Here is a 25,438-nt window from a genome sequence, read left to right as displayed (position 1 = left end):
GTATGGTACATCTCGCGCCATGAAAGCACAGCCACCACAGCGCCTCGAGCGTTCTTCCGCCTCCCCGGCATTCCACCGCCAACGTCCCGAAGACCCCGAGTGGCACTGGCTGGAACAGCGTGAAGACGCGGAGGTAACACGCTTTTTGGAAGACGCCAATACCGAGAGCGATGCCTGGTTCGCCCCACTCGAGGCCCTGGTCGAACGCCTGTATCACGGCCACCTGGCACGCCGCGAACTCGCCGTCCATGGCCTGCGCACGCCGCTGGACCATTATACCTACTGGAGCGAGACCGCCGCCGATGCCGACTACCCGGTATGGTGGCGCCACCCCAACGGCACGCCCGACGCCGCCGCTCCTTTCCTCGACCTGGAAGCCCGCGCCGCGGCTCACGACTTCCTCGAGATCGGCGATATGGCGCTCTCTCCCGACGAGCGCTGGCTGGCCTGGACCGAAGACACCACCGGCGACGAGGTCTTCGACCTCTTCCTGGTCCTCCTCACCGACGGCGAGCCCCGGTGCCTGCTCAACGGCATCGGCCCGGATCTCACCTGGGCCGAGGACAATGCCACGCTGCTGTTTACCCGCTATGACGCCACCCAGCGCCCCGAGAGCGTCTGGCGCCTGGGCTTGAACGAGGGCGAAGCAGACGCCCCCGTCCTGGTGTTGCGCGAGGAGGACCCCGAGTTCTGGCTGGGCCTGGGCAAGACCCGTTCCCGGGAGTGGCTGGTGCTGGAGAGCGCCTCCAAGGACACCAGCGAATGCCACCTGATACCCGCCCGGGCGCCGGCTACCCCGCCACGCTGCTTCCGCCCCCGGGAGAACGGCGTGGAAATGGCGCTGGATCACCGCCCCGGCCACTTCTACCTGCTGCACAACCGCGAGGCTCCTCATTTCCGACTCGACCGGCTGGATGCGTCATGCCTCGACAAGGCCGCCGATACCCAACGCTGGCGGTCGCTGATTCCCCATCGCGACCACCACACCCTGGAGGGTGTCGACGCCTTCCAGTGGGGACTGGTGGTCACCGAACGCGATCATGACGAGGCCCAGGTACACCTGCGGGTCATGGAGTTTGATCCCGATCACGCCATCACCCGGGACGAGCACCTGCCGCTGCCGGAAACGCCCTGCAGCCAGGCGCTGGGCGATGCGCCCCACTTCGACAGCCGCCGCCTACGCCTGCACGAGGAGTCCTTCGTTCAACCGTCAAGCTGGGTCGAGCATGATCTGGACAGCGGCGAGCGCCGGCGGCTCAAGCAACAGCCGGTCCACGGTGACCTCAAGCCCGAGAAACTCGCCTGCCAGCGGCTCTGGGCGACCTCCCACGACGGCGAGCGCATCCCGGTCTCGGTGGTGATGCGCGCCGACCTGGTCGGCCACCCGCGCCCGACCCTGCTCTACGGCTACGGCGCCTACGGCGAGGTGCTCGACCCCTGGTTCTCGGTGGCTCGTCTGGAGCTTCTCGCCCACGGCGTGGCCTTCGCCGTGGCCCATGTGCGCGGCGGCGGTGACCGCGGCGAACCCTGGTACCTCGCCGGCAAGCTCGAGCACAAGGCCAACAGCTTCCATGATTTTCTGGCGGCACGCGACACCCTGGTGGAACACGGCATCGCCGACGCCGGGCGCATCGCCGCCTACGGTGCCAGCGCCGGGGGACTGCTGGTGGGCGCCAGCCTCAACCTGGCCCCCCAGGCCTTCTGCGCGGCGGTGCTCGACGTGCCCTTCGTGGACGTGCTGCGCACCATGGAAAACCCCGACCTGCCGCTGACGATCGCCGAATACACCGAATGGGGTAACCCTACCGACTCCGACGTGCATCGGCGTATCGAGGCCTATTCGCCGCTGGATAACCTCGGCGAGCGTCTTTACCCCGCCATGTTCCTGCAGGGCAGCTGGCACGATACTCGCGTGCCTTACTGGGAACCGGCCAAGCTCTATGCCCGGCTCACCGAACTCGGCACCGCTCGGGGCCCGGTGCTGCTACGCACCGATATGGCGGCCGGCCATGGCGGAGCCTCGGGGCGCTTCAAGGCATGGCACGACGGCGCCCGCCAGGACGCCTTCATCCTCTGGGCGCTGGGCCTCACTCCACCGGAATGACCGCGATGATATGGTCCTCGTAGTACTCTTCGGGGACCCCGCGACTGGTGACCGCGAAGCTGCGCACGCTGACGCCCTTGCGATGCACCCGCTCCGGGTCGCCGCTGATCAGGGGGTGCCAGGCGGCCAGCTTGCGCCCTTCGGCGACCCGCCGATAGGCGCAGGAGCGCGGCAGCCAGCGAAACTCATCCACTCGCTCCGGCGTCAGCTGAGTACACTCCGGCACCCGCGCCAGACGATTGGGGTAGTCGCTGCAGCGACAGCTCTGGACATCCAGCAGCTCGCAGGCCAGGTTGAGCACCGCCAACTCCCCGGACTCGTCGTCCTGGAACTTGAGCAGGCAGCACTGGCCGCAGCCATCGCAGAGCGCCTCCCACTCCTCGGCGGTCAATTCTTCGAGGAGATAGTGCTCCCAGAAACGTTCTCGCATGGCACCTTGCCTTCCTCCCACACAATGGCGGGCGTAATGGGGCTATCATGGCACTTACTTAGTGCCAGTCGGGACTCTCCCCGGCCGCACTGCCGGAGGCCTCAGGGACTGTCCCCGGCCGTAAGGGACTGTCCCCGGCCGAGCCACCAGGTCAGTGTTTATGCTCGTCGCCAGCATCGGTGCCACTGCCGGGGACAGTCCCTTCTCGCTCGGGCGCAATAAATTAATAACGCGCCTCGGTCGGGGTGCGGTAGAGATCCAGCAGATACTCTTCCTTGGCCGGGGGCAGCTGCAGATAGAACCCCTGATCGCGGATCGCCTGCATCACCTCCTCGGCATTGGCGCGCCCCAGCCGCTTGTCGGGGCTCAAGATCAGCGTCATGGCCGGCACCGGCTTGCCGAAGCGCTCCAGTAGCGGCTCGGGCACCCGCTCCACGCCCTCGCGCTTGTCGACATAGAGGTACATGGCATCCTTGCGCGAGCTCTTGAACACCTGGCACAGCAGGCGGTTGCCGGACATCCGATCATCACTCATCGTGGCACATCCTCCAGAGCCTTCAAGAGTCCCGCATTCAGGCGTTCTCCCCGCCATCCGGCGGGCAGTGCAGGCTCGCTCCCCTCGAGGTGAGACACCAGCAGGGCCTCCAGATCGCGGCGCCGCATCAGCACCTCGGGGGCCAGCCCCAGCGCCTCGGCCTCGGCATTCACCACCGTCTTCAGGGTCTTGATGCCACGCTTGAACGCGGGCTCCATGGGCGACGGCAACTCACCGGGCAAGTCGGCCTCGTCGCAGTGCTTCGCCTCGGCCAACAGCGCCAGCAGTGTATCGCCGTCGCGCTTGATCAGGCTCGGCCTGACGCCCTCGACCCGTGCCAGCTCATGGCGATTGCCCGGCATCGCCTCGGCGATGGCAAACAGCACGCGGTCGTGAACCAGCCAGCCCCTGGGCAGGTTCCGGTCACGCGTCTCGCCTTCGCGCCAGATGGTCATCCGCCGATAGGCCTCGATCTGCCGCGGGGCCAGGCGCCACAGCTGACGCTGACGCAGGTACCACTGGCCATCGGCCTCGACACCGCGTTCAGCCTGATCGAGCATCGCGTCACCATCGGCCTGAAGCCACTCACGACGCCCCAGACGCTCGAGATCGCGACGCTGCTGCTCCCATACCTGCACCAGATAGACTACATCCAGGGCGGCGTACTGCTGCTGGGTCTCGGAGAGCGGTCGTACCAGCCAGTCGGAGCGCGTCTCATCCTTGGGCAGGGTCTCGCCGACCCAGTGTTCCACCAGTTTCTGATAGCCCATGGCGGGATTCTCGCCGAGCAGCCCCTGGGCTAACTGGGTATCCACCAGGGGGCGTGGCGTTACTCCGGCCCAGCGCGTGAACACTTCCAGGTCTTCGCTGGCGGCGTGCAGCAGCTTGACCGGCCCCTCGGCCAGCAGGCGGCGGAAGGCATCGGTGCACGACACGGCCTGGGGGTCCACCAGCCAGGCCGCACTACCGGCAGAAAATTGAATCAGTGCGGGCACCGGGTAAAAGGTGTTTTCGCGAAAGAACTCGGTATCCAGGGCGATGACATCGGCATCCTCCACCGCCTGGCAGGCGGCATCCAGAGCCTCGGGGGTATCGATCCAGTGAATCTCGGGGGTCAGGGGCATCAGGGCTCCGGCAGTGGTAAAGGAAAAAGGGCGAGGCGTGCGGGGCTCACTCGCCCCGGAACGGCAAGCGACCATTGAAGGCCCGACTCAGGGTCCCACCGTCGACATACTCCAGCTCACCCCCCATGGGCACGCCGTAGGCGAGACGCGAGAGGCGCACGCCATGGCCGGTGAGCTGGGTGGAGATATAGTGGGCCGTGGCCTCCCCTTCGACGGTGGGGTTCGTGGCAAGAATGACCTCCTCGACCCCCTCTTCGCCGACGCGCGCCTCGAGATGGTCGAGCCCGAGGTCCTCGGGGCCGACACCGTCCAGGGGCGAGAGATGACCATGCAGCACGAAGTAGCGACCGCGATAACCGCCGGCTTCCTCGATGGCGAGCTGATCGGCGGGGGACTCCACCACGCAGAGCAGGCCGTCGTCGCGACGCGCGCTCTGGCACAGCGTACAGACATCATCCTCGGTGAGCGTCCGGCACCGCCGACAATAGCCGACCCGCTCCAGGGCATCGTCGAGCACCGCGGACAGACGACGCCCGCCATCGCGGTCGCGCTCCAGCAGATGCATGGCCATGCGCTGGGCCGTCTTGGGCCCTACGCCCGGCAGCACGCGCAGCGACTCCATCAGTGTCTCGATGAGAGGGGAAAAACTCATTAGAACGGCATCTTGAAACCGGGCGGCAGGTTCATGCCGTCGGTCACCTCCGACATCTTGGACTTGGAGTTGGCCTCGACCTTGCGGACGGCATCGTTCACCGCGGCGGCCAACAGGTCCTCGAGCAGCTCCTTGTCCTCCTGCATGACGCTGGGATCGATATCCACCTTGCTGACGTCATGACGGCCGTTCATGGTGACCTTGACCATGCCCGCACCGGCCTCGCCCAGCACTTCGGCGCGGGCGACCTCCTCCTGGACCTGCTGCATCTTCTCCTGCATTTCCTGGGCCTGCTTCATGATGTTGCCCATTCCACCCTTGTTGAACATGGTGTGTCCTCGCTTGTCGTCTAATAGTGTGGGTAGTCGTCTAATATCTAATGTAGGCCGTCGGCGGGTTTCACCGTGGACTCGATCAGCCGGGCACCGAAGGCCTGCTGAAGCTTCTGTACATGGGGGTCACTGCCCAGCGCCTCAACCGCCTTGGCGTGGCGTTGCGCCGCCAGGCGCTCGGCCTGCTGACGGGGCGTTTCTACGCCCGAGGGGATCTCGCCCTCTTCCACCACCAGGCGGCGAGTGACGCCGTGCCTCGAAAGAGCCTGCTGCATACGCTCGATGTGAACCTCGGCGCGCATCGCGGAAAGCGTCGGGTCGAGGCGCAGCCGTAGCTGCTCGCCATCGTCTTCCTCGACCACGCAGCCGGCTGCCAGGTTCCGGGTCAGCCCGCCAAGTCCCAGCGTCTCGAATATGGCCAGCCAGTCGGCGTGGGCAAAGTGGCCCTCCACGGCATTGGACAGCGTTGCCGGCTCGGGTTCCTCGTCCGCGATGGGCTCAGCCGGCTCGAGCGGCGCCGGGTCGCCGGCCGACGCCGGGGGCGTTGCGGCCGGAGCCGACTCAACCGGAGGCGCCGGCTCCGGCTCGGGTCTGGAGTCGACCGGCTCGGGTTTCGAGTCCGCCGGTGGCGCCTGCAAGGGCTCGGCTGAGCGTGAAGGTGCGGGGGTGGCCTCGACCCAGGGCGGCGGAGCGACCGTCTCGGCTGGCGGCTGGCTCGGTGGCGGCTGATTCGATGGCGGCTCTCGGGGCGGTGCCTCGGGGGCCGGGGCGGCGGATGCCGCAGGGGCCGGGGATACGGAAGCCTCGCCGGCGGCCCTGCCCTGCGGCGCGTCGCCGCCCGGTGCCGCGCCGCCCGGTGTCGCGCCGCTCGGTGACGCGCCATCATTGTCGGGCGTGCCACGCAGCGGCAGCGGTGTCGTCGCCGGCCGGGGCACGCCCTGGGGCCGGAAGGCCAACATCCGCAGCAGGGTCATCTCGAGCGCGGTACGCAGATCCGGGGCATTGGCCATATCGCCGCGCCCCTGGATGCCGATCTGGTAATAGAGCTGCACGTCCTCGGCGGTAAATCGCGAGGCGAGCGCCAGCAGAGCCTCGCGGTCGCCCTGGGCATTATCCAGGGCCTCGGGAACCATCTGGGCGATGGCCAACCGATGCAGCACGCCGGTCACCTCGTCGAGCACGCCGGCGAAGTCCGGGGCACGCTCGGCCAGGCTGGCCACCTCGGCGAGCAGGCGCGCGGCATCCACGTCGGCCAGGGCCTCGGCCAGGGCCAGCACATGATGCTGGTCCAGGGTGCCCAGCATGGCCGCCACGTCGGCATGCTCGACCCGCCCCTGGCCGAAGGCGATCGCCTGGTCGGTCAGGCTCATGGCATCACGCATGGAGCCCTCGGCGGCACGCCCGAGCAGCCACAGGGCTCGCTCTTCAAAGGGCACCGACTCGGCCGCAAGCACCGCACCCAGGTGCTCGACTATGCGCTCCGGCGGCATATGCTTGAGCGTAAACTGCAGGCAGCGCGACAGCACCGTGGGAGGCAGCTTCTGCGGGTCGGTGGTCGCCAGCAGGAACTTCACATGTGGAGGCGGCTCCTCCAGGGTCTTGAGCAGCGCATTGAAACTGCTGGTAGAGAGCATATGGACTTCATCGATCAGGTACACCTTGTAGCGTCCCTGGGTCGGCGCATACTGCACATTGTCCAGCAGCTCCCGGGTGTCCTCCACCTTGGTGCGTGAGGCGGCATCGACCTCGATCAAGTCGACGAATCGGCCCTCGTCGATGGCCAGGCAGCTGTCGCACTCGCCGCACGGCGTGGAGGTCACGCCTTCGTCGCCGCGACCGCCGGCGGTACAGTTGAGGCACTTGGCGAGTATGCGCGCCAGGGTGGTCTTGCCGACGCCGCGGGTACCGGTAAACAGGTAGGCGTGGTGCAGCCGTCCCTGGTCCAGCGCATTCACCAGCGCACGCTGCACGTGCTCCTGACCCACCAGCTCATGGAAGGTGCGCGGTCGCCACTTGCGGGCCAGAACCTGATAGCTCATGCGGCGCGATATCCTTGCGGGAAAACGGAGGCCGGCAACGCCGGCGAGAAAGGCTCATTCTAGCGCCCAGGGGGCGTCGCGGAAAGCGACCGGCGCGAAGGGACACAGCCAAAAACGCCCGGCCTCAACGTGGGGGCCGGGCGACCGAGGTGGAATGAGGGATTAACCGCGCTCGTCCCCTCCCTCCGTAATACCGCTCAGCACGTTGGCCACGTTGGTGCCGATCTCCTCCACCGCATAGCCGCCCTCCATCAACAGCAGGGTCGGCAGGCCCAGCGCCGCCAGGCGCCGCCCCATCGCGGTGAAGTCATCGCCGCTCAGTCGGAAGGCACTGATCGGGTCACCCTCGAAGGTATCCACTCCCAACGACACGATCAGCAACTCACAGCCCGACTCTCGGATGCGCTCCTTGGCGGCTTCCAGCACATGGAACCACACCTCGGCGCCGCTGCCCTTCGGCAGCGGGTAGTTCACGGTGTAACCCGCTCCGTCCCCCTCGCCCACTTCGTCGGCATGGCCCGTGAAGTAGGGAAAGCACGTCATGGGGTCCCCGTGGATCGAGATAAACAGCACGTCGCTGCGCTGCTCGAAGATCTGCTGGGTGCCATTGCCATGATGAAAATCCACATCGAGGATGGCGACTCGCGATAGCCCCGCATCCAGCGCGCGCTGGGCGGCGACGGCGGCGTTGTTGAAGAAACAGTAGCCGCCGAACTGGTCCACCGCGGCATGATGGCCCGGTGGGCGACACAGCCCGAAAGCCGCCTCGCCGCTTGCCAGCACATGATCCAGCGCCGAGAGCGCCACATCCTTGCTGGCCATGGCCGCCTCGAAGGTACCCTCACAGATCGAGGTGTCCGCCCCCAGGGCGTAGTACCCCAGACGCCCATCGACGCAGTCGGGAATCCGACGCCCCGGCAGCGTACGGGTGGGCCAGACCCAGGCGATGGCCTCGCCATCTCGACCCAGCGCCTGCCAGTCATCCCAGCAGGTCGCCAGGAAGTCGACGTAATCGGCATCATGCACCGCCAGCACCGGCGCGAGCCCATATTCGGCCGGCTCGACCACTTCAGTGAACCCCGCCTCGCCCAGGGCCGCGAGGATCATGTCGACCCGCTCCGGACACTCCCAGGGCACCACCAGCTTGCCGCCGTCGAGCTCGGTCCGGGCGCGCCGCGCCTTGGTCATGTCGGAGTGATAGATACGCATGGCGTGAAAGGGTCCTCGGAGTGGAGACGTCGCAGGCGATCAAGCATGCCATCGATGGCGAGCGGATTCACCCGTTCGGCGCCGTCCATGAGGCCACGCTCAGCCCCGGCACGCACGGTAAGCAGCGGCATGCAGGACTAGTGTGGTTGGTCGGACTGGCAGTAGTCTCGGCTGAGGCGACGTCCCTGCTCGCGAATAAAGGTCAGCGCCCTCCCCTGGCGCCAGTTGTCGCGGTAGGCCAGTCCGAAGCTGAAGCCCATCGCCGGAGTAAAGGGCCGCACGGCCACGCGACACCCGGAGGGCAGCTGATCTTCGGCGGTGATCCGGTTCATCACCGTGATGCCCACTCCGTTGGCCACCAGCGACACGATGGTGCCGATATTGGCCTCGGTCTTGGCGGCGATCGGCACGCCGTGATGCGCTACCAGCTCCAGCAAAGGGTTGGCGCGCACGCTCGGCTGATTGCTGACCACCAGATGCTGGTCGCGCAGGTCGCCGACGTCGATTGAGGGTAATCGAGCCAGAGAGTGACTCGTCGGCAGCAGACATACCGCCTCGGTCTCGAACCAGGGGTCTATACGGATGGCATGGGCCGCCACCGGCAGCGTCACGAAGCCGATATCGGCATGGCTCGACTCCACCGCCGTCTGCACCTCGTGGCTGGCCATCATGTCGAGGCTGACGCTCAGCCGCGGCTGTTCGCGCAGTAAAGACGCCACCAGGCGTGGCACGAAACCGAAGGAAAGCCCCGGCACGGCGGCGATCCGCAGCCGTGACACCCCGAACTCCTTGAGCGCCAGCACGCTGTGTCGCAGCTCCTCGATGTTGCCCATCAACCGCAGCACCTCGTCGTAGAGCTCGCCGGCCTCCGGCGTCGCTATCAGACGATTCTTCTCACGGTGAAACAGGCACAGCCCCAGATTCTCCTCCAGCTGAGCCAGGGAGCGGCTCACGCCTGACTGGGTCATGCCTAGCATCCGCGCCGCCTGGGAGGCACTGCCGGCCTCGAAGAGCGTCTTGAAGACGGCGAGCGCCTTCAGCGAGTGAATCGTGACGTCCACCATGACTTTCTCTCATCGAAATCGCTAAAAACATCATATATTGAAATGTTTCAGTGGGGCTACCTAGACTGAGAGCAGGCTTCACCACACCACGCTTATTTCTACTCGCCACCTCCACCACTAGCGGACCGACGCCATGACGACATCCCCGCTGTTCTATCAGGCCGGCCCCGCCATGCCGGAAGTGAGCCACGGCCAGGGAGTCTTCCTGTGGGATACCCGGGGCAAGGAATACCTGGACGGCTGCTCCGGGGCCATCTCCTGCAACCTGGGCCACGGACATCCCGACATTCGCGCCGCCATGCTCGAGCAGCTGGATCGCGTTGCCTTCACCTACCGCACCCAGTTCGAGAACGGCCCCGCCATCGAGCTCGGAGAAACTCTGGTCGAGATGACCAACAGCGAGCTCGAGAAGGTGTTCTTCGTTTCCAGCGGTTCCGAAGCCATGGAGTCGGCTCAGAAGCTGGCGCGCCAGTACTTTGTCGCCATCGGCAAGCCCCAGCGGCGTCATTTCGTCTCGCTGCGCCCTTCCTACCACGGCAGCACCCTCGGCGCCCTGGGCCTGACCGGCTATCAGCCGCTGGAGGCTCCCTTCGCCGACATCATCACCGGCTCGATCAAGGTGCCCAGCCCCGATTTCTACCGCCAGCAGGACGGCAGCCGCGAGGCTCACATTGCCCGACTGCTTAGCGAGACCCGCGCCCGGTTCGAGGCCGCCGGCGGCGACAGCATTATCGCCGTCGTGGTCGAACCGGTGGGCGGCGCCAGCACCGGGGCACGCCTGGTCGACCGCGGCTATCTCCAGGGCCTGCGCGACCTGTGCGACGAGATCGGCTGCCTGCTGATCTATGACGAGGTGCTGTGTGGCGTGGGCCGCACCGGCAGCTGGTTCGCCTATCAGCAATGGGGCGTGGCGCCGGATATTCTGGCCACGGCCAAGGGCCTGGGCGCGGGCTACTACCCGGTGGGCGCCATACTCAGCCGGGCGCCGATTGTCGAGGCCGTGATGACCAGCGACGGTTTTCAGCATGGCCACACCTATGCCGGCAATCCGCTGGCCTGTGCCACCGCCCTGGCGGCCATCCGCGCCATTCAGCGGGAAAACCTGCTCGAGAACGTGGCGGCGCGCGGTGCTCAGCTGCAGCAAGGCCTACACGCGCTGCAGGCACGCTTCGACTGGATTGGCGACGTGCGCGGCCTGGGCCTGCTATGGGGCGTGGAGCTGGTGAGCGACGCCGACAGCAAGACCGCCTTTCCCGCCGACGCCAACCTGTTTGCCAAGGCCACCGCACTCGCCAAGGAAGAAGGCTTGCTGATCTACCCGCGTCGCACTCTCGACGGCGTGGCCGGCGATCACTTCCTGGTCAGCCCGCCGTTCATCATCAACGAGGGCGAAGTAGAGCAGCTGCTCGAACGTCTCGAACGGGCGCTTTCACGACTTGATGACGATGTCATAGCACCACTGCGCGACGACTCCCACACCCCCGGCATCACAGGCTGAGCCCCCATGACGCGACTCAATGACAAATACATGGACATCGATGCCGCCATCGCGCGGATTGAAGACGGCGCCTCGATCATGGTCGGCGGTTTCGGCTCGCCCGGCACCCCCTTCGCCCTGCTGGACGCCCTGCTGGAGCAGGGCCAGCGCCGGCTGACGCTGATCAAGAACGACGCCAACGAATCCGATATCGGCATCGGCAAGCTGATTGGCGCCGGTCGCGTCGACCGCCTGATCACCTCGCACATCGGCCTCAACCGAGTGGCCATCGAAGAAATGAATGCCGGCCGCCTGACGGTAGAGATTCACCCCCAGGGGCTGCTGGCCGAGAAGATTCGCTGCGCCGGCGCCGGCCACTTTGGCTTTTTGACCGACATCGGCCTCGGCACCGAGATCGGTGAAGGACGCCGCGAGATCGACTTCGACGGCAAGACCTGGGCCGTCGAGCCGGCCATCCACGCCGACGTCGCCCTGGTGCATGCCGACCTGGCCGACCGCTACGGCAATCTCGTGTACCGCGGTACCGCCATCAACTTCAACCCGCTGATGGCCATGGCCGCCGAACGCGTCATCGCCCAGGCCTTTGCGGTCAAGGCGCCCGGCGGCCTGGTGCCCGAACAGATTCATACGCCCTGCGCCTTCGTCAGCCAGATTGTCCAGGTCGACCCTGCCACCAGCGAACAAGGGAGGCGCGCCCATGCCATCTGATCAGCAACGCATCCTGGCCCGTGCCGCCCGGGAGATCACCGCCGGGCAGATCGTCAATCTGGGCATCGGCCTGCCCACCCGGCTGTTTCACTACCTGCCGCCGGATCTCGAGGTGCTGGTGCACTCGGAAAACGGCGTGCTGGGTTGCCAGCTGATCGACAACGGCGCCGAGGCCGACCCGGAGATGATCGACTCGGGCGGCGCCTACATCGGCACCCGTCCCGGTGCCAGCGTGTTCGACAGTGCCCTGTCGTTTGCCATGATTCGCCGTCGTCGGGTGGGCATCACCTTCATGGGCGCCTTCGAGGTCGACCGGCAGGGCAACCTGGCCAACTGGAAGATTCCCGGCAAGTTCTCGCCGGGCATCGGCGGCGCCATGGAACTGGCCCAGAAGGTCGAGCGCCTTGTGGTGCTGTGCTCGCACAATGACAAGCACGGCAACCCCAAGATTCTCGAGCACTGCCGGCTGCCGTTGACCGCGCCACGCTGCGTGTCGCTGATCATCACCGAAAAGGCCGCCATGCGCGTGACCCATTCAGGACTTGAAGTGGTGGATATCGCCGAAGATCTGAGCGTGGACGCGCTGCGCGCCGCCACCGGGGCCGAGCTGATCATCGACGAATCGCGGCTGGGGAGGTTCTGATGCTCAATGCCACCGAACAACGCATTCTCGAGCGCTGCGATGCCCTGATGGACGACACCCTGGCGCTGACCCGTGACCTGGTGCGCGGCTACAGCGTGCTGGGCCAGGAGCACGGCGCGCTTGCCACCATGGAGCGCTGGTTCGGGCGCCTCGAATTGCCCACCGAGCGCGTGGCGCTGGACGCGCCGGGCTTCGCCGACAATCCGCACCGCGCGCCGGCCCGCTGGAGCAGCGAAGGCCGCTACAACGTCGTCTCGCGGCTCAACCCTGACTCCGGCAAGCCCCACCTGGTGCTCAACGGCCACCTGGACGTGGTGCCCGCCGAGCCCACCGACATGTGGACGCGCCCGCCCTGGGAGCCCTGGGAGAAAGATGGCTGGCTCTACGGCCGCGGCGCCGGCGACATGAAGGCCGGCATCGCCGCCATGGTGATGGCGGTGGAGGCCGTGCGCCAGGCCGGCGTGGAGCTCGATTTCCCGCTGACGCTGCAGACGGTGATCGAGGAAGAGTGTACCGGCAACGGCGCCCTGGCCTGCCTGCATCAGGGCTACGGCGGCGACTTCGCGCTGATTCCCGAACCCTTCGGCGCCCAGATATACAGCGGCCAGGTCGGCGTGCTGTGGTTCCGGCTGCGCCTCGACGGCGTGCCGGCCCACGTGCTGGACACCCGCGCCGGCAGCAACGCCATCGAGCAGATCCTGGCCTACTTGCCGGCCTTCAAGGCGCTGGAGGACGAAATGAATGTGCTGCCGCGCCCGGCGCCTTACGCGGCGCTGGATCATCCATTTAACCTAAGCATCGGCAAGATCGAGGGCGGCAACTGGGCCTCCAGCGTGCCGGCCCACGCCATTATCGAAGGGCGCGTCGGCTTCCCGCCGGGCATGAGCACCGACGAGGCCATGACCCGGGTTCGCGAAGCCATCGCTCAGCGCTACGTCGAGCTCGGCGGTGCTGGCCCCGAACCGCAGATCGAGTTCCACGGCTTTCGCTCCGAAGGCCACCTCGTCGACCTGGAGACGCCGGCCATCCGCCTGCTGTCGCGCTGCCATGAGGACCTGGTCGGCGAACCGCCGGCCCACTATCTCGCCACCTGCACCACCGACTTGCGCGCCTTTCACGTCCAGGGCGGCATCAACGGTACCTGCTATGGCCCCGTCGCCCAGCGCATTCACGGCGTGGATGAGTGCGTGGAGATCGCCTCGATCCAGCGGGTGCTGACCACCTATGCGTTGTTTATCAGCCGCTGGGCAAAAGCCGAGCCTGGCGCCAAACGGAGCCTGCCATGAGAGCCGCCTACTTGGCCGACTATGGCCGCAGCGCCTTCACCCGGGCCCATCCGCGCAAGCCGGACGTCGATGCCTGGTCCGCTCAGCGCGGCGACGCCCTGCTAGGCCAGGTAATCGATGCGTTGCTGGAGCGCAGCGACGTTGAGGGAGGCGCTGTGGAAGACCTGAGCATCGGCTGTGCCCTCCCGGTCAAGGAGCAGTGGAGCTTCGGCGGTCGCTATCCCCAGTGGTTATCACGGCAGCTGGCCAGCGCCGGCCAGGCCTGCCCGTCGCGCCAGATCGACCAGCAGTGCGGATCGAGCCTTGCCGCCCTGCGTGGCAGCGTGCGCGAAATTCAGGCCGGTGCCATCGAGGTGGGCCTGGCCGGCGGCTTCGAGAACATGTCTCGGGTACCCATGGGCCCGAGCCTGTTCAAGGAGGGCGTGCTGACGATGCCCGAGGCGCTTGAGCAGGCTGACTGGCTGGAACTCAATGTGGCCATGAACATGGGGCTGACCGCCGAAAGGCTGGCCGAAGAGGCCGGTATCAGCCGCCAGGCCATGGACGCCTTCGCGCTGCGCTCGCATCGGCGCGCCGCCGCGGCAGAAAAATCCGGCTGGTTCGACGATGAGCGGCTGAGCCTGATCACACCCGAGGGCGAACGCGTCGAATGCGATGCCAATATCCGCGCCGATACCACCCTGGAGCGCTTGGCCGAGCTTGGCCCGGCCTTTAGCGAAGACGGCCGGATCACGGCGGGCAACAGCTCGCCGCTGACATCAGGGGCCAGCGCGGCGCTGGTGATGTCCGAAGCCGCACTGGCCCGGCACGGCATGACACCGCTGGCCTGCATGGTGGAGATCGTCGACTGCGGCGTCGCCCCGGAGCGCATGGGCGCCGGCGCCGCGGCGGCTATCCGCCGCGTGCTGGACAAGACGGGCCTCGGGGTCGACGACATCGACCTGTGGGAGATCAACGAGGCCTTCAGCGCCGTGCCGCTCCATGCCATGGCCGCACTCGACATCGATGCCGAGCGGGTCAACGTCTGCGGCGGTGCCCTGGCGCTGGGGCACCCGCTGGGCGCCACCGGCATTCGCCTGGCAGGCACCCTCGCTCGACTGTTGCAACATCGCCAGGGACGCTATGGCTGTGCCGCCGCCTGTATCGGCGGTGGCCAGGGCATCGCCCTGATTCTTGAACGCTGACCAAGGAGGCATTGCCGACTCTACCCCTAACTATTAACTCTACTTTCACATACGCTGATACCGTCATCATAAACAACCAACAACATGCAGGTACCGACATGACAATGCACAAAGTGCCCTTCCACGCTCACCTTCGCTCTCTTCTATATCCCATGGCCGGCGCCGTCGCCCTCCTGGGTGCGGTGACGCTAGCCTCCACGCCGGCCGAAGCGCGCGACCTTCCTGCGATCAAGCAGGACGTGTTTCAGGTGGCCAACTCCGGCGCCTATCCGCCCTTCAGCTACGTCGATACCGACGGCAACCTGGTAGGCTTCGACGTCGATATCGCCAGGGCGCTGGCGGATGAAATGGGCGTTGACGTCAACATTCAATCCTCGCCCTGGAACGGCATCGTCGCCGCCCTGACCGGTGGCCGCTTCGACGCCTGTATCTGCAGCATGAGCGTTACGGAAGAGCGCGAAAAGGCGGTCGACTTCACCGACGGCTACTACATGTCGGGCATTTCCATCTGGGTGCGCGGCGAGAATGACGACATCTCCAGCGTCGAGGACTTCGAAGGCAAGCGGGTCGGTTCGACGCTGGGCGAGACGGGCAACCAGTGGGCCACCGAGAGAACCGACGGGCGCTGGCGCAACCAGACCTTCCAGGGGCTTCCCGATATGCTCAACGCCCTCACCACCGGGCGCATCGACGTGATGATCACCGACGACATCCCCGTCTACGTGGCGCTCAACGAAAAGAATGTCGACATCAAGCAGGTCGACGTCGGTGAGCTTCCCAGTGGCCCCATCGCCATTGCCATCCAGGAGGATACGCCCAAGCTCATGGCGGCGCTCAACGAGGCGCTCGCGGAAATCAAGGCGAATGGTACCTATCAGGAGATCGTCGACGAGTGGATCGGCGAAGGCGTCGAGCTCAACTAGGTACCGATCATGGACTTCAATCTGATGATCGACATCACGCCGCTCTTGATCAAGGCGGCGTGGGTCACAGTCGATATTTCGGCGCGGGCCCTGTTCCTTGGCCTGTTCATCGCCGCGGCCCTGGTGGCGCTGAGGACATCTCGCCTGGCGCCGCCGCGGTGGCTGGCGCGGGCCTATATCAGCGTGATTCGCGGCACGCCCTACTTCGTGCAGCTGCTGCTGGTGTTCTACGGCGGGCCGGCGATCGGCCTGCGCCTGGACCCCTTCACCTGCGGCGTGATGGTGGGCGCCTTCAACATCGGCGCCTACATCAGCGAAGCCATGCGCGGCGCCATCGAGTCGGTCGACAGCGGCCAGAGCGAAGCCTCGCGCTCGCTGGGCTTCGGTCGCCTGGCCACGCTGCAGCATATCATCCTGCCCCAGGCGGCCGGCCTGATGATTCGCTCCATCGGAGTGCTCGCCATCATCCTGGTCAAGAACTCGTCGCTGGTCTCCATCATCTCCGTGGTCGAGCTCACCTATCAGGCTCAACGCCTGATCGGCTCCACCTACAAGCCCCTGGAGGTATTCATGCTCAGCGCGCTGATGTACATCGTGATCATCTACGCGGTCATGGGGATGATCGAGTTCCTGTATCGACGCGCCACGCGCTACACCTACCGCTAGCGCAACCACGCTCAACGACCGAGCGCTCAAGGATCGCCTCATGGAATTCGACTTCAGCCCTGTCATCGAGTACTTCCCCACGCTGGTGCAAGGCGTAGGGGTCACCCTGCTGATCGGCCTGGCCGTCGCCGTCATGTCGATTGTGGGCGGCCAGATCGTCGCGGTGATCTCGCTCTATACCCGCCGTGTCGTGAGCTGGCCGCTGCGCTTCTTCATCTGGCTGTTCATGACCACACCGCTGCTGCTGCAGCTGTACTTCCTGTATTTCGGCCTCGGCGAGCTGATCCTGATTCCCGCCATCGTGGTCGGCATTCTGGGGCTCGGCTTCCACTACATGGCCTATAACGCCGACATCTTCGTCGCCACCATCCGGTCGGTCTCGGACGGTCAGTACGAAGCCTCGCGCTCCCTGGGTTTCGGCCATATCAGGACGCTGATCTACATCATCCTGCCCCAGGCCTTCTATCGCGCCCTGCCGCAGCTGAGCAACAACATGATCATCATGGTCAAGGATATCTCGGTGCTCTCCGCCATCGGCATCGGCGAGCTGGTATATGTCTCCCAGTACGCCATCAGCGTGACCTTTCGCCCCTTCGAGTTCTACATCACCATCGCCGTGATCTACTACCTGATCAATCTCATGATGGAAGCCGGCCAGTCGTGGATCGAGCGTCGCGCCGCCTATCGCCGCTAACGAGGTTTACGCATGACAACAAGCACGGACACCCCGATGGTCGAGCTCAAGGGCGTCAAGAAGCATTTCGGAGACCTCGAGGTATTGAAGGGAATCGACCTGCGCGTCGACCGCGGCCGAATCATCTCGATCATCGGCCCGTCGGGCTCGGGCAAGAGCACGCTACTGCGCTCGATCAACCATCTGGAGGTCATCGACGGCGGAAACATCCTACTCGACGGCATGCCGGTCAACCGCCCCGACCTCAAGGGGCTGGCGTTCGAGCGGCACATCAATCATATCCGCCAGAACATGGGCATGGTGTTCCAGCACTTTAACTTGTTCCCGCACATGTCGACCCTGGACAACGTGACCCTGGCGCCGCGCAGGTTGAAAGGCATGCAGTCGACAGACGCACGCGAACTGGGCATGGAGCTGCTCGAGCGCGTGGGCCTGGCAGACAAGGCCAAGGCCTACCCCAGCTCGCTCTCCGGCGGTCAGAAACAGCGCGTCGCCATCGCTCGCGCTCTGGCCATGCAGCCCAAGGTAATGCTGTTCGACGAGGCCACCTCGGCGCTCGACCCGGAGTTGGTAGAAGAGGTAAACCGGGTGATGAAAGGCCTGGCCGAGGAGCACATGACCATGCTCATCGTCACCCACGAGATGGCCTTCGCCCGAGACGTCTCCGACTGGACAATGTTCATGGACGAAGGCGTCGTGGTCGAAGCCAACACCCCGGACCGCCTGTTCTCCGACCCCGACCACGAGCGCACCTGCCACTTTCTGCGCAAACACCTGGGGAGCCAGGGCTAGGGGCGGCCTTCCGCCCGCCAGCCCTCAGCCCGACGACCCGCTATCCCAGCAACAGCGAGTCGTCGTCGACCTGCTCGCCCCGGGCACGCTCGAACAGCTTGAGCAGGTCCGGCACATCCAGCCCGGCACGCTCCTCGCCCTTGACGTCGAAGGCGATCTCTCCCTGATCCATCATGATGGTGCGATGCCCCACATCCAGTGCCTGACGCATGCTGTGGGTGACCATCAACGCGGTGAGGCGCTGCTCGCGGATGATATCGGCGGAGAGCTCCAGCACGAAGCTGGCGATTCGGGGATCCAGGGCCGCGGTGTGCTCATCCAGCAGCATGATCTCCATGGGCTGCAGCGCCGACATCAGCAGGCTGACCGCCTGGCGTTGCCCCCCGGACAGCAGTCCGATGCTGTCGTGCAGGCGATCCTCCAGGCCCAGGCCCAGGCGGGCCAGGTTGTCCCGCAGACGGCTGCGCAGCGAGGCATCGAGGGCACGCCCCAGGCGCCGACGCCGGCCACGAGCGAAGGCCAGAGCCATGTTCTCCTCGAGGGTCAGGGTGCTGCAGGTGCCGGCCAGCGGGTCCTGGTAGACACGCGCCACCAGGTCGGCGCGCTTGAAGGCCGACAGCCGAGTGACATCTCGCCCGCCGATCAACACTCGTCCCGGCTGGGCGATGATCTCCCCGGCCAGCACGTTGAGCAGCGTCGACTTGCCGGCCCCGTTACCGCCGATCACGGTGACGAACTCGCCCTCGTCGATGGTCAGGTCGATCCCCTTGAGCACGTGGTTCTCGAGCGGGGTGCCGGGGTTGAAGGTAACGTGAATGTCATGAAGTTCGATCATGCGCTGCGCCTCCTGAGCTTGAGCCGCGGGAGCACCAGCGCGAAACCGACCAGCAGCGCCGTGACCAGGTTGAGATCCTGGGCCTTGAGGCCGATAAAGTCGGCATTGAGCGCCACCGCCACCATCAGGCGATAGAGGATGGAACCGAAGATGCAGGCCAGGGTAGCCACCAGGATGGTACGCCCCGGGATCAGTGACTGGCCGCCGATCACCGCCGCCAGGCCCACCACGATGGTACCCACCCCCATTGTGACGTCGGCGCTGCCCTGGCTCTGGGCGAACAAGGCACCACCCAGCGCCACCAGGGCATTGGAGAGGGCCATGCCGGAAAGCACCATGACCGAGGTGTTGATGCCGTTGCCCGAGGCCATGCGCGCATTCTCGCCCGTGGCACGCATCCCCAGGCCCACTTCGCTGTTGAGAAAGCGGTTGAGCAGGGCCGTGACCACCACCAGGCCCGCGAAGATCGCCAGCGGAAAGATCACATAGCGACTGACCGGCAACGCCTCCAGCGGCGTGAAGATGGTCTCATCGGTCAGCAGCGCAATATTGGGCCGCCCCATCACCCGGAGGTTGATTGAGTAGAGCGCGATCATCGACAGGATCGACGCCAGCAGATTGAGTATCTTCAGCTTCACCGCCATCCAGGCGGTCACCGTGCCGGCCATGGCACCGGCAATCACCGCCAGGCCGGTACCCACCCAGGGATTGCCGCCGCCCACGATCCACACCGCCGCCACGGCAGCCCCCAGGGGGAAACTGCCGTCGACGGTCAGGTCGGGAAAGTCGAGAACGCGGAAGGAGAGGTAAACGCCGAGCGCCACGAAACCGAAGATGAGGCCAAGCTCGATGGCCCCTAGAAAGGCAATAAGGCTCATTACTCGAAGATCTCGACCGCCTGTTCCTCGAACTCGGCCGGGATCTCATAACCGATCTGCTCGGCGGCATCACGGTTCAGGATCAGCTCGAGCTTCTCGACGGTGCCCACCGACAGGTCGCCGGCCTTCTCACCTCCCAGGATATCGGCCATCATCCCGCCGGTCTGGCGCCCCATGTCGTAGTAGCTGAAGCCCAGAGACGCCAGGGCACCGCGCTCGACGGAGGAGTTGTCGCCGGTGAAGACCGGAATATCGGCGTCATAGCCGACCTTCAACACGCTCTCCAGGGCCGAGACCACGGTGTTGTCTACCGGTACATAGATGGCGTCGGCACGGCCAGCCAGGCTGCGTGCGGCTCCCATCACCTCGGAGGTGCGCGAGGCGGTTACCTCGACCAGTTCGAAATCGAGCTCGGGCGCCATCTCATTGAGCTTCTCGGCCTGGGAAACGGAGTTCGCCTCGCCGGGGTTGTAGATGACTCCCAGCCGCTCGGCCTCGGGGAACATGTCACGGATCAGCTGCAGCTGCGCCTTCAGGGGCGGCGCATCCACTACCCCGGTGATATTGGCGCCGGGGGCCTCCATGTCGGTCACCAGCTTGGCGATCAGCGGATCGGTGACGGCGGTAAACACAACGGGGATATCATCCTGCAGCGCCGAGGCCGCGGCCTGGGCCGAGGGAGTGCTAATGGCCAGCACCAGATCCGGACGATCGCCCGCAAACTTGCGCGCGATCTGGGCGGCAATGGACGTATCCCCCTGGGCGTTCTGGAAGTCGACCTCGAGGTTGTCGCCCTCGACATAGCCACGCTCGGCGAGCTCGTCCAGGGCCCCCTGGCGACTGGCATCCAGGGCCGGGTGCTCGACTATCTGGGTGATGCCCAGGTTCACGGTCTCGGCCTGTGCCACGCCGGCCACCAGCATGGAGCCCAGCACCGCGGAGAGAATTCGACGCCGCATCATGGTGTTCCCTCTTCTATTCATTTGAGTTGTTTCGATCGATGAGCTTCTGAACCGCCTTGAAAAGGCCGGCCCTGCACCTTAGCGCGCTTCGCGGCCGCAGCCAATACGACTTTCCAACGAACGTCCGTTTAGCAGCTACTCTGGGGGTTAACACCCGAACGACCACTGAGCCATCAGATCACCGACGTCCCGAAAACGGGGAGTCCGAGAATCGAAAAGAATAGGGGGGAATACAGTCGAGGGGATAAAGATAAGGGGGGGGGGTGACGCTGCCCAAAATGGAGGCGGCCCCGACAGCCACATCCCGGCACACGCGTCCACCACTACCGTTGCTCCCTTCCGGGCCTGGCGGGGTTTGCAGTTTAGCGTTGCGGGAGGACCGACGGGGCCACCACAGCACGGCATCACGATGATGCCAACTCGGCGCGATTGACGTTATCGATCAACGTCTTGCCGAGAGAGTGCGCACTATAACAGCGCCTCGGGATGCAGGCAAGAGCGCACGAACGCTTCGCTACGGGATGTAGACCGGCGTCACGTGCTGTAGCATGCAGAATGCCCTCTCTTACGCCTTCCTTGTCACGGCCTGGAGAGGAAAGTGACCATCGCGAACAACAGGAGGCGCCCCATGAAAAAGGATCCGAACAAGGGCCATATCGCCCTGCTGGGCTGGAGCCTGAATGCCGTCGAAGCCGCCGAGAGTTTCGACCGACGCTACGTTGTGGTGGCGCCCGACTGGGCGGAAGAGTATTGCCAGCAGCATGACATCCCCTACGTCCCCTGGAACTTCGAGCGCCTGAACGACCGCTCCATGGAGATCGCCGAGACCCTCAAGGAAATGGACGTCAACGTGGCCATTCCACTGTTCGAGGAAACCGTGGAATGGGCCGGCGCCATCAACTCGGTGCTGCTCGATAACCCACGGCTCTACGGGCAGTCGCTGCTGCTGCGCGACAAGGCGCTGATGAAGCGTCGTGCCCAGCTTGGCGGCATCCGCGTGGGCATCTTCGAGGAGGCCCACGACAAGGAAGACGTCATCCGCTTCCTCAAGCGGGTCAACCAGACCCTGCTCAAGCTCGATGGCGACCCCAACGACCCCATCCACCTCAAGGCCTTCGACAAGGCTGGCTGCCTGGGGCATCGGGTGATCCGTACCCCCGACGAGGTCGATACCATTCCCGAGGAGGAATTCCCGGTGCTGATGGAGTCGCACCTGGACGGCTGGGAGTTCGCGGTGGAGGCCTGGATCCACAACGGCAAGATCGTCTTCCTCAACATCTCCGAATACGTGACCCTGGGCTATTCGGTGTTTGTGCCGGCCTCCCCGGAGCTTGAGAAATACCGCCCGCAGATCACCGCCCAGATCGAGAAGCTGATCAAGGCCTTCGACATCGAATTCGGCCTGATCCATCCCGAGTACTTCGTCACCAACGATGGCGAAATGTACTTCGGCGAGGTGGCCTATCGGCCGCCAGGCTTCAAGGTCTTCGAGCTGCTCGAGCGGGTCTATGGCTTCAACGCCTACCAGGCCTCGATGCTGGTGTTTGACCCCACGAGCACGCCGGAAGAGGTCGCCGAGTTCTTCCCCAGGGAGGTCGAGGACGCCGATGGCTACGCCGGCTGTTTCGGGGTATACCCACGGCGCCGAGTCGTCAGCAAGCTGGAGATCCCCGAAGAGGTCGAGGACGACCCCTACTTCGAGTCCCACGAGCTGACGGCACCGCTGGAGGAAACGGTCACCAAGCGGACCGCCTTCGGCACGCACTGGGGCCTGGTCTACTTCAAGGGCGATGAGGCGGCGCGCATGAAGGAGCTGCTCAAGCAGCTGGAAGAGACCGACTTCTATGTCTAAGACAGAACATGTCTAAGCTAAAAGTAAGCCAAGGGATGTCTGAGCCAAGATATTCAGCGAGGCATTAGCTTGATTTCTTCGCCCGATCTAGGCGTCATGGGTAGCCATGACGGCCTGACGACAAGGAGTCAGCGTGACAACGCATGACGACACTCAAGCGGGTGGCGCCACGCCACCCGACGATACCAAGCTTCGCCTCTTGCTGGAGAAGCTCGATGCGGCAATCTCCCTGTTCGAAGAGGCGCAAGACTTCGCCAAGCCCGGCAAGCTCCCCCGAGTGCTCGATACCGCACGCCGCGTGCTGCTTCAGGAGGGCGGTGCCGCCGCCGTCGAAGCCCGCGTCCAGAGACTCGAACGGGCCGGCATCTTCGCCGGCTCCGACTGGGAGACGCCCCAGTATCTGGTGCCCTCCCTTACCACCCACGCGCTGAAGAGTGCCGACCCCAACATCGTGGTGATCGAGGCACTCAGCGAACTGCGCCTGCTGGCGGTCGCCAAGGAGGAATACCTCCACACCGCGATTTCCGCGGAGCAGGCCCACCACTATCTGACCCAGGCGATGGCCATCAACCTCTGGCTGCTGTTCGGCGCGCCCAGCGAGGCCGAGCGCGAGACCCAGGGGCGGCTCGCCCAGGTGCCTCGTCACCTGTTTCGGCACCTTGCCGAGCGTATCGGCTATGAGCATATTATCGATCGCCTGATCGAGGAGATCTGGCGCATCCTCGAGCAGCGCCCGATACAGGTCGAGCCGGTCAAGCGGATGATCACCCAGATTGCCATCTGCCAGGCCGATCCCTCGATCGACCTGGGCGCCAGCGGACAGGGGGCCGACCGCCTGGTCAGCTCGCTGTTCGGGCCCACCCGTGCCTGTCGCGAGGACCCCGGCCTGGAGGTCTATCGCGAACGCCTGTCCCGCATGGATGCCACCGCCCTGCAGGGCGAAGCCACCGGGTTTGCCCGCGCCATGCACGATACCGGCCTGGTCTCCCCCTATCACCCCGTGCTGTTGCGCCACCTTCTGGAACACAACGACCACCTGCTGGCGGAGGCGCTGGGGCTCTCCTCCACCGGACGCGACTGCCTGCTCTGCTACCGCGAGCTGGTCACGGCGCTGATTCGCGGCGGCGTACACTCGGCCACGCCCCAGGCCGCCTATGGCCTGGCCCTGATGCTCGAGCGCGGCATTCTCTACCAGCCACCGGTCGCGCCGGCCATGTGGCGCCAGCTGGGCCTGACACTCACCGAATGGTCCCAGGCGAGGCTGAACCTGGCCTTCGGCGAAGCCGTCTCGCCGCGGGCACGACTGCTCGAGGGCGTCCTGTGCATGCTCGGCCAGCCGCTGGGCGTGGGCCAGGGCAACAACCCGACCTGCCAATCCGCCCGGGCGCTCTCCATGTGGGCCTACAACGATCCCGACTACCTGCTGCAGATGGTGGTCTGGGCGGCCCGGGACGACGAAATCATCATTCACTTCGAGGGCATGCCCCTGTCCTCCATGGCCAGCCTCTCGGGTGTGGCCCAGACGCTACCCATGGATCTCGACCCGGTATCCTTGATCGTGGTACCTCACCTGGACCGCATCTATGGCGAGATGGGGCGCCGCTGCATCGGCCGCGAGGGTGACCCGCACCGCTGGGTCAACCCCGAATTCCATGGCTGGTGGTCGGGACGCGGCTTTCGCATCAACGTCGACGTGGCCACGGGGCAGCTGGATGAGCTGGACACCTTCCTGCGCCATTTCTATGCCAGCTATCACCCCTACTACAACGGCAGTCAGCCGCTTATTCATCCGCAACCGGCGGGCATTGCGGTCACCGATAGCGCCGCGCGCTTTATCGGCTGGCACGCGATCACCATGCTCAGGGTCAACCTCGACCCCTCTGACGTGATGCGGGTCTACTTCTTCAACCCCAACAACGACAGCGGCCAGGACTGGGGAGATGGCATCAAGGTCAGCACCTCCGACCACGGCGAGCGCTTCGGCGAGTCGTCACTGCCCTTCGAGCAGTTCGCGTCGAGGCTGTATATCTTCCACTACGATCCCCTGGAGCGCGGCGAGCTGGCCGAGATCAGTCAGGCCGAGCTCGACCGCGTCGCCGACTATATCTACCGGAGCTGGGGGGCGGACCGCATTCCGCCCACCGACCTGCAGGCCGCCGAGGGGCCGGACGAGGGGCCTTGATCCCGGCACACCAACGAAGGCCTCTGGGTGGCTATAATGGCGGCTTCTTTCCCCGACCGGAGCCCCCATGCCTCGCCTCGATATGCTGCTCGTCACCCAGGGCCTGGCCCGTTCACGTACCCGCGCCCAGCGACTGATTCGCCATGGCCGGGTGCGCCTGGCCGACTCCGGTCAAGTGCTCGCCAAGCCCGGCGAAAAGCTGCCGGATAGCACGCAACTGACGGTGGAGGCGGACCCCGAGGAGCGCTATGTATCCCGCGCCGGCCTCAAGCTCGAGGCACTCATCGACACGCTCGGGCTCGCGCTCGCCGACCGGTTGGTGCTGGACGTGGGCCAGTCGACCGGTGGCTTCACCGACTGCGCCCTGTCCCGGGGGGCACGCCATGTGATCGGTGTGGAAGTGGGCCATGACCAGCTCGACCCCAGCCTGCGCGACGATCCTCGGATCACCTGCCTGGAGGGCCTTAATGCCCGCGCCATGACCGCGGATGCGCGACTGAGGGAAGCCATCGCCGACCGCCAGGCCTCGGGGCCCGACCTCGCGGTGATGGACGTCTCCTTTATCTCCCAGACACTGATCCTGCCCCAGGTCGCCGCCCTGCTGCCGTCCGGGGGCGAGCTTGTCAGCCTGGTCAAGCCACAGTTCGAGGTAGGCCCCGGGGGTATCAACGCCCGGGGCCTGGTCGCCGACCCGACCCGCTATGCCGAGGTGGAGAAGCGCATTCGCGCCTGCTGCGCACCGCTCGGCCTCGAGATACGCCACTGGCAGGAGAGCCCCTTGCTCGGCGGCGACGGCAATCGCGAGTTCCTGCTGCATGCCGTGCGCCTGCCGACACCCTGAAGACG

Annotated in this window: 24 protein-coding genes and 1 other RNA gene; 13 read left to right on the top strand and 12 right to left on the bottom strand. The window is 65.6% G+C overall.

Translation table 11 applies throughout. The annotated features are described in order from the left end of the window. Positions 1-19: 19 nt before the first annotated feature. Positions 20-2,104, top strand: a complete 2,085-nt coding sequence (locus tag Q358_RS0115295) for a S9 family peptidase (protein WP_027962768.1) — start codon at positions 20-22, stop codon at positions 2,102-2,104. Here the strand turns inward: Q358_RS0115295 and Q358_RS0115290 are convergent. The 8 genes from Q358_RS0115290 to Q358_RS0115255 form a co-directional block, all read right to left on the bottom strand. Beyond that, entirely contained in the window at positions 2,088-2,534 is a 447-nt protein-coding gene (locus Q358_RS0115290; RefSeq protein ID WP_027962767.1) for a YcgN family cysteine cluster protein, read from the bottom strand. The genes Q358_RS0115295 and Q358_RS0115290 overlap by 17 nt on opposite strands. A 223-nt stretch (positions 2,535-2,757) precedes the next feature. Continuing rightward, entirely contained in the window at positions 2,758-3,069 is a 312-nt protein-coding gene (locus Q358_RS0115285) for a YcgL domain-containing protein (RefSeq protein WP_027962766.1), read from the bottom strand. Then, positions 3,066-4,193 (bottom strand): ribonuclease D, encoded by a 1,128-nt coding sequence (rnd, locus tag Q358_RS0115280; protein WP_027962765.1) that lies wholly within the window; start codon positions 4,191-4,193, stop codon positions 3,066-3,068. The genes Q358_RS0115285 and rnd overlap by 4 nt, the downstream gene beginning before the upstream one ends. A gap of 46 nt (positions 4,194-4,239) precedes the next feature. Beyond that, positions 4,240-4,845 carry a recombination mediator RecR gene (recR, locus tag Q358_RS0115275; protein WP_027962764.1) on the bottom strand — a complete coding sequence of 202 codons (606 nt, stop codon included), beginning with the start codon at positions 4,843-4,845 and terminating at the stop codon, positions 4,240-4,242. Beyond that, a complete protein-coding gene (locus tag Q358_RS0115270; protein ID WP_027962763.1) occupies positions 4,845-5,174 on the bottom strand; it encodes a YbaB/EbfC family nucleoid-associated protein in 330 nt (109 codons plus the stop codon). The genes recR and Q358_RS0115270 overlap by 1 nt, the downstream gene beginning before the upstream one ends. Before the next feature lie 47 nt (positions 5,175-5,221). Beyond that, the gene (dnaX, locus tag Q358_RS0115265; RefSeq protein WP_027962762.1) at positions 5,222-7,216 is read right to left on the bottom strand and encodes a DNA polymerase III subunit gamma/tau; all 1,995 of its coding nucleotides are present in this window, start codon (positions 7,214-7,216) and stop codon (positions 5,222-5,224) included. A 162-nt stretch (positions 7,217-7,378) separates the two neighbouring features. Beyond that, positions 7,379-8,425, bottom strand: coding sequence for a histone deacetylase family protein (locus Q358_RS0115260; protein WP_027962761.1), 1,047 nt, complete (start codon positions 8,423-8,425; stop codon positions 7,379-7,381). Between the two features lie 137 nt (positions 8,426-8,562). Next, a complete protein-coding gene (locus Q358_RS0115255; RefSeq protein ID WP_027962760.1) occupies positions 8,563-9,489 on the bottom strand; it encodes a LysR family transcriptional regulator in 927 nt (308 codons plus the stop codon). A gap of 133 nt (positions 9,490-9,622) precedes the next feature. Between Q358_RS0115255 and Q358_RS17765 the strand changes: the two genes are divergently transcribed. From Q358_RS17765 to Q358_RS0115210, 9 genes are all read left to right on the top strand, one after another. After that, positions 9,623-10,987 carry an aminotransferase family protein gene (locus tag Q358_RS17765; RefSeq protein WP_051530451.1) on the top strand — a complete coding sequence of 455 codons (1,365 nt, stop codon included), beginning with the start codon at positions 9,623-9,625 and terminating at the stop codon, positions 10,985-10,987. 6 nt (positions 10,988-10,993) lie between these two features. Continuing rightward, a complete protein-coding gene (locus Q358_RS0115245; RefSeq protein WP_027962759.1) occupies positions 10,994-11,695 on the top strand; it encodes a CoA transferase subunit A in 702 nt (233 codons plus the stop codon). After that, on the top strand, positions 11,685-12,338 hold the full coding sequence (locus tag Q358_RS0115240; protein ID WP_027962758.1) for a 3-oxoacid CoA-transferase subunit B: 654 nt from the start codon (positions 11,685-11,687) through the stop codon (positions 12,336-12,338). Before Q358_RS0115245 ends, Q358_RS0115240 begins: the two co-directional genes overlap by 11 nt. Next, on the top strand, positions 12,338-13,624 hold the full coding sequence (locus tag Q358_RS17760; RefSeq protein WP_043488575.1) for an ArgE/DapE family deacylase: 1,287 nt from the start codon (positions 12,338-12,340) through the stop codon (positions 13,622-13,624). Before Q358_RS0115240 ends, Q358_RS17760 begins: the two co-directional genes overlap by 1 nt. Next, positions 13,621-14,808, top strand: a complete 1,188-nt coding sequence (locus tag Q358_RS0115230; RefSeq protein ID WP_027962757.1) for an acetyl-CoA C-acyltransferase — start codon at positions 13,621-13,623, stop codon at positions 14,806-14,808. The genes Q358_RS17760 and Q358_RS0115230 overlap by 4 nt, the downstream gene beginning before the upstream one ends. A gap of 98 nt (positions 14,809-14,906) precedes the next feature. Further along, positions 14,907-15,731, top strand: coding sequence for a transporter substrate-binding domain-containing protein (locus tag Q358_RS0115225; RefSeq protein WP_245598338.1), 825 nt, complete (start codon positions 14,907-14,909; stop codon positions 15,729-15,731). Positions 15,732-15,740: 9 nt separating this feature from the next. Then, a complete protein-coding gene (locus Q358_RS0115220) occupies positions 15,741-16,397 on the top strand; it encodes an amino acid ABC transporter permease (RefSeq protein ID WP_027962755.1) in 657 nt (218 codons plus the stop codon). Between the two features lie 40 nt (positions 16,398-16,437). Then, positions 16,438-17,091, top strand: coding sequence for an amino acid ABC transporter permease (locus tag Q358_RS0115215; protein WP_027962754.1), 654 nt, complete (start codon positions 16,438-16,440; stop codon positions 17,089-17,091). Positions 17,092-17,103: 12 nt separating this feature from the next. Continuing rightward, positions 17,104-17,883: an amino acid ABC transporter ATP-binding protein gene (locus Q358_RS0115210; RefSeq protein WP_273142744.1), complete on the top strand. Its 780-nt coding sequence runs from the start codon at positions 17,104-17,106 to the stop codon at positions 17,881-17,883. Between the two features lie 40 nt (positions 17,884-17,923). On the opposite strand, the gene Q358_RS0115205 is transcribed toward Q358_RS0115210, so the two are convergent. From Q358_RS0115205 to ffs, 4 genes are all read right to left on the bottom strand, one after another. After that, complete coding sequence (locus tag Q358_RS0115205) at positions 17,924-18,718, bottom strand: ABC transporter ATP-binding protein (RefSeq protein ID WP_027962752.1); 795 nt, start codon at positions 18,716-18,718, stop codon at positions 17,924-17,926. Further along, positions 18,715-19,596: an ABC transporter permease gene (locus Q358_RS0115200; protein ID WP_027962751.1), complete on the bottom strand. Its 882-nt coding sequence runs from the start codon at positions 19,594-19,596 to the stop codon at positions 18,715-18,717. Before Q358_RS0115200 ends, Q358_RS0115205 begins: the two co-directional genes overlap by 4 nt. Then, positions 19,596-20,558, bottom strand: a complete 963-nt coding sequence (locus tag Q358_RS0115195; protein ID WP_245598337.1) for an ABC transporter substrate-binding protein — start codon at positions 20,556-20,558, stop codon at positions 19,596-19,598. Before Q358_RS0115195 ends, Q358_RS0115200 begins: the two co-directional genes overlap by 1 nt. 288 nt (positions 20,559-20,846) lie before the next feature. Beyond that, positions 20,847-20,943: signal recognition particle sRNA small type (ffs, locus tag Q358_RS18460), an RNA gene on the bottom strand. Between the two features lie 243 nt (positions 20,944-21,186). On the opposite strand from ffs, the gene Q358_RS0115190 reads away from it, so the two are divergent. The 3 genes from Q358_RS0115190 to Q358_RS0115180 all read left to right on the top strand — a co-directional run bounded on the left by Q358_RS0115190 (position 21,187) and on the right by Q358_RS0115180 (position 25,433). Further along, positions 21,187-22,410 carry an ATP-grasp domain-containing protein gene (locus Q358_RS0115190; protein ID WP_027962749.1) on the top strand — a complete coding sequence of 408 codons (1,224 nt, stop codon included), beginning with the start codon at positions 21,187-21,189 and terminating at the stop codon, positions 22,408-22,410. A gap of 133 nt (positions 22,411-22,543) precedes the next feature. Next, a complete protein-coding gene (locus Q358_RS0115185; RefSeq protein WP_027962748.1) occupies positions 22,544-24,592 on the top strand; it encodes a hypothetical protein in 2,049 nt (682 codons plus the stop codon). Between the two features lie 67 nt (positions 24,593-24,659). Next, a complete protein-coding gene (locus tag Q358_RS0115180; RefSeq protein WP_027962747.1) occupies positions 24,660-25,433 on the top strand; it encodes a TlyA family RNA methyltransferase in 774 nt (257 codons plus the stop codon). Positions 25,434-25,438 lie beyond the last annotated feature (5 nt).

This window comes from Halomonas halodenitrificans DSM 735 (assembly GCF_000620045.1).
GTDB classification, from domain to species: domain Bacteria; phylum Pseudomonadota; class Gammaproteobacteria; order Pseudomonadales; family Halomonadaceae; genus Halomonas; species Halomonas halodenitrificans.
The sequence above is the reverse complement of the archived record's forward strand: the minus strand, read 5'-3'. Positions and strand labels throughout refer to the sequence as shown.

Bases quoted from the DNA above. Each gene is read 5' to 3' on its own strand.
- Q358_RS0115255 (WP_027962760.1), bottom strand. From the start codon at position 9,489: ATGGTGGACGTCACGATTCACTCGCTGAAGGCGCTCGCCGTCTTCAAG.
- Q358_RS0115210 (WP_273142744.1), top strand. From the start codon at position 17,104: ATGACAACAAGCACGGACACCCCGATGGTCGAGCTCAAGGGCGTCAAG.
- Q358_RS0115220 (WP_027962755.1), top strand. From the start codon at position 15,741: ATGGACTTCAATCTGATGATCGACATCACGCCGCTCTTGATCAAGGCG.
- Q358_RS0115230 (WP_027962757.1), top strand. From the start codon at position 13,621: ATGAGAGCCGCCTACTTGGCCGACTATGGCCGCAGCGCCTTCACCCGG.
- Q358_RS0115290 (WP_027962767.1), bottom strand. From the start codon at position 2,534: ATGCGAGAACGTTTCTGGGAGCACTATCTCCTCGAAGAATTGACCGCC.
- Q358_RS0115245 (WP_027962759.1), top strand. From the start codon at position 10,994: ATGACGCGACTCAATGACAAATACATGGACATCGATGCCGCCATCGCG.
- Q358_RS0115215 (WP_027962754.1), top strand. From the start codon at position 16,438: ATGGAATTCGACTTCAGCCCTGTCATCGAGTACTTCCCCACGCTGGTG.
- Q358_RS0115270 (WP_027962763.1), bottom strand. From the start codon at position 5,174: ATGTTCAACAAGGGTGGAATGGGCAACATCATGAAGCAGGCCCAGGAA.
- Q358_RS0115205 (WP_027962752.1), bottom strand. From the start codon at position 18,718: ATGATCGAACTTCATGACATTCACGTTACCTTCAACCCCGGCACCCCG.
- dnaX (WP_027962762.1), bottom strand. From the start codon at position 7,216: ATGAGCTATCAGGTTCTGGCCCGCAAGTGGCGACCGCGCACCTTCCAT.
- Q358_RS0115295 (WP_027962768.1), top strand. From the start codon at position 20: ATGAAAGCACAGCCACCACAGCGCCTCGAGCGTTCTTCCGCCTCCCCG.
- Q358_RS17760 (WP_043488575.1), top strand. From the start codon at position 12,338: ATGCTCAATGCCACCGAACAACGCATTCTCGAGCGCTGCGATGCCCTG.
- Q358_RS0115285 (WP_027962766.1), bottom strand. From the start codon at position 3,069: ATGAGTGATGATCGGATGTCCGGCAACCGCCTGCTGTGCCAGGTGTTC.
- Q358_RS0115180 (WP_027962747.1), top strand. From the start codon at position 24,660: ATGCCTCGCCTCGATATGCTGCTCGTCACCCAGGGCCTGGCCCGTTCA.
- Q358_RS0115195 (WP_245598337.1), bottom strand. From the start codon at position 20,558: ATGATGCGGCGTCGAATTCTCTCCGCGGTGCTGGGCTCCATGCTGGTG.
- Q358_RS0115240 (WP_027962758.1), top strand. From the start codon at position 11,685: ATGCCATCTGATCAGCAACGCATCCTGGCCCGTGCCGCCCGGGAGATC.
- Q358_RS0115200 (WP_027962751.1), bottom strand. From the start codon at position 19,596: ATGAGCCTTATTGCCTTTCTAGGGGCCATCGAGCTTGGCCTCATCTTC.
- Q358_RS0115260 (WP_027962761.1), bottom strand. From the start codon at position 8,425: ATGCGTATCTATCACTCCGACATGACCAAGGCGCGGCGCGCCCGGACC.
- Q358_RS0115225 (WP_245598338.1), top strand. From the start codon at position 14,907: ATGACAATGCACAAAGTGCCCTTCCACGCTCACCTTCGCTCTCTTCTA.
- Q358_RS0115190 (WP_027962749.1), top strand. From the start codon at position 21,187: ATGAAAAAGGATCCGAACAAGGGCCATATCGCCCTGCTGGGCTGGAGC.
- rnd (WP_027962765.1), bottom strand. From the start codon at position 4,193: ATGCCCCTGACCCCCGAGATTCACTGGATCGATACCCCCGAGGCTCTG.
- Q358_RS17765 (WP_051530451.1), top strand. From the start codon at position 9,623: ATGACGACATCCCCGCTGTTCTATCAGGCCGGCCCCGCCATGCCGGAA.
- recR (WP_027962764.1), bottom strand. From the start codon at position 4,845: ATGAGTTTTTCCCCTCTCATCGAGACACTGATGGAGTCGCTGCGCGTG.